Annotated in this window: 4 protein-coding genes and 1 pseudogene; 1 reads left to right on the forward strand and 4 read right to left on the reverse strand. The window is 65.8% G+C overall.

Translation table 11 applies throughout. The features are described from left to right. Nucleotides 1-13: 13 nt before the first annotated feature. The 4 genes and pseudogenes from WYS_RS14040 to WYS_RS02290 all read right to left on the reverse strand — a co-directional run bounded on the left by WYS_RS14040 (nucleotide 14) and on the right by WYS_RS02290 (nucleotide 6,281). Nucleotides 14-1,951: a glycoside hydrolase family 15 protein gene (locus WYS_RS14040; RefSeq protein WP_019176535.1), complete on the reverse strand. Its 1,938-nt coding sequence runs from the start codon at nucleotides 1,949-1,951 to the stop codon at nucleotides 14-16. Nucleotide 1,952: 1 nt separating this feature from the next. Further along, nucleotides 1,953-2,915: a TIGR03885 family FMN-dependent LLM class oxidoreductase gene (locus WYS_RS02280; RefSeq protein ID WP_026068721.1), complete on the reverse strand. Its 963-nt coding sequence runs from the start codon at nucleotides 2,913-2,915 to the stop codon at nucleotides 1,953-1,955. A gap of 161 nt (nucleotides 2,916-3,076) precedes the next feature. After that, complete coding sequence (locus WYS_RS02285) at nucleotides 3,077-3,598, reverse strand: DUF350 domain-containing protein (RefSeq protein ID WP_026068722.1); 522 nt, start codon at nucleotides 3,596-3,598, stop codon at nucleotides 3,077-3,079. Between the two features lie 111 nt (nucleotides 3,599-3,709). Then, nucleotides 3,710-6,281, reverse strand: a pseudogene (locus WYS_RS02290) (heavy metal translocating P-type ATPase). Nucleotides 6,282-6,444: 163 nt separating this feature from the next. On the opposite strand from WYS_RS02290, the gene WYS_RS14045 reads away from it, so the two are divergent. Further along, nucleotides 6,445-7,053 carry a winged helix-turn-helix transcriptional regulator gene (locus WYS_RS14045; protein ID WP_019176539.1) on the forward strand — a complete coding sequence of 203 codons (609 nt, stop codon included), beginning with the start codon at nucleotides 6,445-6,447 and terminating at the stop codon, nucleotides 7,051-7,053. The last annotated feature ends 168 nt before the right edge of the window (nucleotides 7,054-7,221 follow it).

The following is a 7,221-nucleotide window of genomic DNA, read 5'->3' on the forward strand; positions in this document are numbered from 1 at the left end:
CGACGCTTTTTCCTCAGGGCCCCCTGCTCTTCGACGGGGCGACCACGGCATTGCCCCTGGAGCGTCCCGACTCCCCCTCCAGGTGCATCCTGCCCAGTATCTGCCGGTGCTCCCTGGTCCCGATGGGCGGGGGGACCTGGATGTCCCTGGCCTCGCCCAGGGCGATATACAGGGCCGCGTTGACGAGCCCTATGTGCGTGAACGCCTGGGGGAAGTTGCCCAGGAACTCCCCGGTGTACGGATCGATCTGCTCCGGAAGCAGGTCCAGGTTCTTGGCGTAGCGCAGCGCGCCCTCGTAGATGCGCTTCGCCTCCGCCAGTCGGCCGGACAGGGCCAGATCGATGACCAGCCAGAAGGTGCAGATGCCGAACGCCCCCTCCCGCCCCTCCTCGTCCACATGCTCGTTGCGGTACACCAGGTCGTTGACCATCAGCCTCTCCATGGTCCGGTCGATGGTCCCCTGGACCCGGTAGTCGCTGAAGGGCAGGAACTCCATCACCGGGATGCGCAGGTTGGCCGCGTCCAGCTTGGTGGAGCCGAAGTACTCCACGAACGTACCCTGGTACTCGTCGTACCCCTTCTCCAGCACCGCCTGGGCGATGGCGTCCCCGGTGGACCTCCACTTCTCCACGTCCCCTTCCAGCCCGAACTGCTCGGACATATGGAACGCTCGGTCCAGGGCGACCCACATCATCACCTTGGAGTAGACGTAGTGCTTGGGCTCCTCCCTCGACTCCCATATCCCCGAGTCGGGGGTGTCCCAGATGTCGCAGACCTTGTCGGCGCATCGTGCCAGGAACGCCTTGGTCCCGCGGTCCAGCTCGGTGCCTCTCCGCAGCAGCGCGTAGCCGATGTTCATCAGCTCCCCGTACACCTCATGCTGCTTCTGCTCCACCGCGGTGTTCCCGATGCGCACCGGGCGAGAGCCGGCATAGCCTTCCAGGTGCCTGAGCAGATAATCCGCCTCGACATTTTCCCCGTGGCACCCGTACATTATCCGGGGCTCCCAGGGCTGGCCCGGGGAGGGCTCCGACACCTTCTCCAGCCACTCCAGGAACTCCACCGCCTCGCGTTCGTGGCCCAGGAACAGCAGGGCCTGCGAGGCCAGGGAGGCGTCCCTGATCCAGGTGAACCGGTAGTCCCAGTTCTTCGATCCCCCCTTCACCTCCGGCAGGGAAGTGGTGGGCGCGGCCACCATGGCCCCGGTGTCGGCGTGGATCATCAGCTTCAGCGCCAGCTCGGACCGTACCAGCATGTGGGTCCACGGCGCCGCCCAATCGGGGTCTCGGGCCAGCATGCCCAGGTTCGTCCAGGCCTTCCATGCCCGGGAGGTCTTCCGCAGCATCTCCCAGGTGTACTCCTCGTTCTGGGCAGTGCCGCCGCCCCACTGGCATACCATGGCCCGGCGGTCCCCCGCCTCCAGCGGGAGGGCCCCCTTCACCGACTGGCCGTAGGGGGTCTCCCGCACCTCTCCCTCCTGGAACCCCGAGAGGGTGAGAACGCTCCCGCCGCTGGCCGCTGTCCACACCTCCGTCCGGCGGATCTCCGGGAGCCCCCTGGCGTAGTCGAAGCGGGGCGACCATTCCACGTCGAGGTCGACCTTTCCCCTGATGCATTCCACCATGCGATGGACCTCCGGGACGCTCTGGGAGCGCCCTTTCCCGTTGAGGTCGCCCCACAAGGGCATGAACTCGGTGGTGATGGCCTCCCCGTCCTTGCAATGCATCCAGGTGTGCAGGACGTTGGTCCCGGTGTCGTACTCCTGCCAGCTCTCGGAATCGCCCAGGGTGATGGCGAACCTCCCTCCCTTGCGATGGTCCAGGAGGGCCGCGAACACGCTGGGCCCGTTGATGTGGGGGAGGCAGCACCAGTCGAGGGACCCGTTCTTGCTGATCAGGGCCACGGTGCGCAGGTTCCCTATCATGCCGTAGTGCGAGATGGGCTCGTACATCTCAGCTCCCCAGGAACGGAAGGACCCTCTTTCCGAAGTCCTCGATGAACGCGTCGTGCTCCAAGTTGACGTTGTGGAGGTAGATGCGGTCCACCCCCTCCGAGATGTCGTCCTTCAGCCAGCGCAGATGCTCCTCCAGGTCCGAGGAGACCCTCACGCCCTCCCGCAGCGCCCGGGGGTCGAGCACGGAAGCGGCCCGGTCGAACTGCCGGGGCGTCCTGAGGTCCGTGGTAAGGTCGTGCGGCAGGAGGACCGGCGCCCACTGCGACCAGGCCCCCTCCTCGGCGGCCCTCTCGTCCCGGGCGTAGGAGAGCTGGACCTTCAGGAAGACCGGCTTTCCCTTGCCGCCGCCCTCGCGGAACGCTCTGATGACCTCCCTCAGCTGCTCCGGCGGCCGCGAGGTGGTGATCATGGCGTCGGCCCAGCTCCCCACGAAGGACGCCGTCGGCTCCGACAGCGCGGCACCGACCAGCATCGGAGGTCTGGCCGGCCGGGTGTACAGCTTTCCCTCTTCCGCGGTCACCGCGCCGTGATGGTCCACCGTCTCCCCGGCCCACATCCGCTTTATGATCTCGGCCGATTCCCTGAGCCGCTGGTCCCGGACGCGCTTGGACGGCCACCCCTGCCCCGTGACCACCTCGTTCACGAACTGTCCGCTCCCCACGGCCATCCAGAATCGGCCCGGGAACATCTCCTCCAGCGTGGCGGCCTTCTGGGCCACGATGGCGGGGTGATACCTCTGCCCCGGCGCGCACACCACCCCGAACGGCACAGCGGTGGCCTGCATCGCCGCTCCCAGCCAGGACCACGCGTAGCCGCTCTGCCCCTGCCTCTCGCTCCAGGGCGCGAAGTGGTCGGAGCACATCGCCGCGGTGAACCCTGCCTTCTCCGCCCTCTGCACCAGTTGGAGCAGCCTGCTCGGGGGGAACTGCTCGTGAGAGGAGTGATAGCCTATCAATACCATCCAGATCACCGAACCTGCCTCGGGCCGCGCCCTGGCCAGCGGTGATTTTCTCTGGAAACCCGGCGTATTTATTTATTATGCCGCGCGGCCAGATGCCGGGCTGGACGCTCTCGCTCCGGTGAAATAAAACGAAAAGGGAAAAGATTGGAAGAAAGGCCGGCTCAGACCAGGCCGAGGTTCTCCGGGCTGAGCGCCGAGGTGATGCCGGTCACCGCCGAGGCGATGATGAACGACACCGCCAGGAGCACGCCCGCCAGGATGATGGCGATGGCCACGTTGCCTTTCTCCAGCTCCTTCATCTCGTCGATATCGACGGTGATGCGGTCGAAGATCTTGATGGCCAAGTACACCGAGCCGACGCCGGCGATGATCCCGATGGCCAGGTTCAACAGCCCCAGGCCCAGCACGACCGCCAGGCCGGCGGGGTCGGTGGCAGTATCGAGACCGGCCAGCAGCGAGGCCACGCTGCTCTGGATAACGAAGGAGATCGAGATTATCACCGCGGCGATGAATATGCCGACAGCGACATTGCCGTTCTTGATCTCCTCCCATTCACGGAGCCCCTTGGTGAGCCGGTCGAAGAGCTTGAGGCCGATGTACACGGCACCCATGGCCAGGACCAATCCCACCACCAGCTGCACTACCGCAGCCATCGCGCTAACGATCGCAGTATCCCAACTCATGCTGAAGTCCTCCCAGGACCGCCCCCTCCTAGCGGCAGGAGGTAATAAACCATATTGCCGTGAATCCAATTCTCGCAAAAGGTAAAAAGGGGCCCGGAGGGCCGTTGCCCGTCACGCCGGCCCGATGCTCTTGACCTCGTAGCCAGCGTTGGTCACCGCGGCCTTCAGCGTCTCGTCCGGGACGTCCTTGGAGAGCGTGACGATGGCCTGCTTCCTGTCCAGGTCCACCTTCGCGCTGACGCCCTCTATCGCCCCGAGGGCCTTCTCCACCCTCGCGGAGCAGTGCCCGCAGCTCATGCCCTCGATCGTCATTACTTTCCTCATTCCATCATCTCCTTTCTTTTCGCTCTCTTTGTCTCTCACGTTCTCGCTCACCGCCGGGCACGCGGCGTCGCATTGCCCGGGGGCCCGGGCCTCCTCGAAGGAGGGCCGGAACCTCTTAAGCCGCAGCGCGTTGCTGACCACGCTCACCGAGCTGAAGCTCATGGCCGCCGCCGCGATCATCGGGCTCAGCTGGATGCCGAAGGCGGGGTACAGGATGCCCGCGGCGATGGGTATGCCCACCACATTGTAGAAGAACGCCCAGAACAGGTTCTGCCGGATGTTCCGTATGGTCGCCCGGCTCAGCTGTATGGCGGTGGCGGCGTCGCGCAGGTCGCTCTTTACCAGCACGATGTCGGCCGACTCTATCGCTATGTCCGTCCCGGCGCCCGATAGCCACCCCCAGTCCGCGCGGACCAGCGCCGGCGCGTCGTTGATGCCGTCCCCCACCATCGCCACCCGCTTTCCCTCGCCCTGCAGCCGGTAAATCTCCCGCTCCTTGTCCTGCGGCAGCACCTCCGCCAGGGCACGGCCGATGCCCAGCTTCTTTCGTATGGCCTCGGCGGTCCGCTTGTTGTCCCCAGTGAGCATTACCACGTCGATGCCCATCTCCTTGAAGCGGCCGATGGCCTCCGGGCTGGTGGGCATTATGACGTCCGCCACGGCGATGAGGCCGAGCGCCCCCCGCTCGCCGGCGAAGTACAGGGGGGGTCTTCCCCCCCTCGGCCAGGCGGTCCGCCTCCCCGTCCAGGGCGGAGGTGTCGATGCCCTTCTCCATCATCATGCGCAGGTTGCCGGCGTACACCATGGTCCCGTCCACGCGCCCCTGCAGCCCCTGGCCCGGGACCGCGAGGAAATCCTCTACCGGGGCAAGGTCCAGACCAAGCTCGTCGGCGCGCGCCGTTATCGCGTCGGCCAGGGGGTGTTCCGAGTGCCGCTCCAGCGATGCGGCGACGCGCAGCAGCTCGGTGTCGTCCGCGGCCACCACGTCCGTTACCCTCGGCCTCCCTTCGGTGATGGTGCCGGTCTTGTCGAGCACCACCGTGTCGATGAGGTGCGCCGCCTCCAGCGCCTCCGCGGACTTGATGAGGATGCCGTTCTCGGCCCCCTTGCCGGTCCCCACCATGATGGCCGTGGGGGTCGCCAGGCCCAGGGCGCAGGGGCATGATATCACCAGGACCGCGATGGCCGAGGTGAAGGCGAACTCGAAGCTCTGCCCCGCCAGGAGCCAGGCCGCTCCGGCGATGAGGGCGACAGCGATAACCGTGGGCACGAACACCCCGCTGATGCGGTCGGCCAGCTTGGCGATGGGCGCCTTGGACGACGCCGCCTCTTCCACCAGCCTCACGATCTGGGCGAGGGTGGTGTCGTCGCCCACCTTCTGGGCCGTGAAGCGGAAGGAGCCAGTCCTGTTGATGGTCGCCCCGATCACCTGGCTGCCCACCACCTTCTCCACCGGGATGCTCTCCCCGGTGAGCGCCGATTCGTCCACGGAAGTGCTCCCCTGGGTCACTACCCCGTCCACGGGGATCCTCCAGCCGGGCTTGACGATGACGGTGTCGCCCTTCGCCACCTGCTCCACCGGTATCTCCACCTCGGCGCCATTCCTCTCCACCAGCGCGGTCTTGGGGGCAAGGTCCAGCAGCTTTGTGATGGCCTCCGAGGTCCTGCCCTTGGCCCGGGCCTCGAAGTACTTGCCCAGGGTGATGAGGGTGAGGATCATGGCCGCGGACTCGAAGTACAGGTCCATGGAGTACCGCTCCAGCATGGCGTGGTCCATGTTCCCTAGGGCGTAGCCGATCATGTATATGGCGAAGACGCCGTAAGCGACCGCGGCCCCGGAGCCCAGGGCTATGAGGGAGTCCATATTGGGCGCTCTCTTCGCCAGGGCCCTGAACCCCCGGGTATAGTACTTCCCGTTGACGACCACCACCGGCAGGACCAGGAGGAACTGGGTGAATGCGAAGGCCAGGACGTTCTGGTGCCCCGTCAGGAAGGAGGGCAGGGGCCAGTCGAACATGTGGCCCATGGCGATATAGAACAGCGGGACGGTGAAGGCGGCCGACACGATCAGCCGCCGCTTCAGGCTGTCCGACTCCAGGCGCGCCGCGTCCACGGCGGGGGCGCTCTTTTTCTCGGCAGGAGCAGCGGCCCTTGTCGGCGAGGCATCGTAGCCAGCGCTCTTGACGGCATTGGCGATGTCCTCGGCGGAGACGCTGGCATCGTGGTCCACCACCATGCTGTTGCTCAGCAGGTTGACGCTGACGCTCCTCACTCCGGGAAGCTTGCTCACGCTGCGCTCCACCGCGCTCGAGCAGGCCGAGCAGGTCATCCCCCTTACGTCGAACTTCTCCTTGGTCATGCGGCCCCTTTCCCCGTCGCGCCCGCCTCGGCGGCCCCAGGCGCGTCGCTCCCACCCTATGGACGTGCCCCTTCAAAGGGATGTTGTTTTATTATTCGATGTTTTTGCAGATGACCATTCGATGTTTCTAAATGCTTATAAGTCGAACGCCGATATACTTGCCATGAAGCTCGATGCCCACGACTCGATGATCTTGGAGCTGCTGCAGAAGGATGCCAGGATGTCCCTTAAGGACATGGCGGAGGCGTCTGGCCTCACCTCGCCGACGGTGAGCGCGAGGCTGAAGGCGCTCCAGGAGGTGGGGGTGGTCCGTGGCTTCGGCGCGGACATCGTGCCCTCCGCGCTGGGCCAGGGGGTGATGTTCCTCATAATTCGCTCGCGCCCGTCGGACGTGAGCGCGGTGGCGGATGCCCTTGCGGAGATGCCGCTTATCCGGGAGATGGCGATCGCCGGGGGAGGCCGGGTGATCGCCACGGCGGTGTTCCGCTCCATCGCCGAGCAGGAGAGCGTGCTCAATGACATAGGGAGCGTCCCCCTGGTGCAGGAGTACGACCACTATGTGCACGTGGAGACCAGGAAGAAAGAGCCCCTGGCCCTGGTGTCAGAGGGAGCGCCGGTCAGCATGCAATGCTACTACTGCAAGAAGGTCATCGAGGGCACCCCGCACAAGATCCGCCTGGACGGGAAGGACCACTATCTGTGCTGCCCCATCTGCGAGCGGGAGTACCGCAAGAAGTACGCTGAGATCAAGGAGAAGGCCGCTTCGGAATAAAACCGGCAACAAGGATATTATCCCCGAGCTTCCACATTTTGCACATGCCGCATGCGCACCGCGACGTTGTCATGAGCATGGACGACGGGAGCGGTGCCCATGAAGGCCACGGAGGTCCCCCGCGCCAGGGGCCCGGCCCCAGGGACCGCGGGGAGGCCCGCCGCGCCC

The sequence above is a fragment of the Methanomassiliicoccus luminyensis B10 genome (assembly GCF_000308215.1).
Classification (GTDB): Archaea; Thermoplasmatota; Thermoplasmata; order Methanomassiliicoccales; family Methanomassiliicoccaceae; genus Methanomassiliicoccus; species Methanomassiliicoccus luminyensis.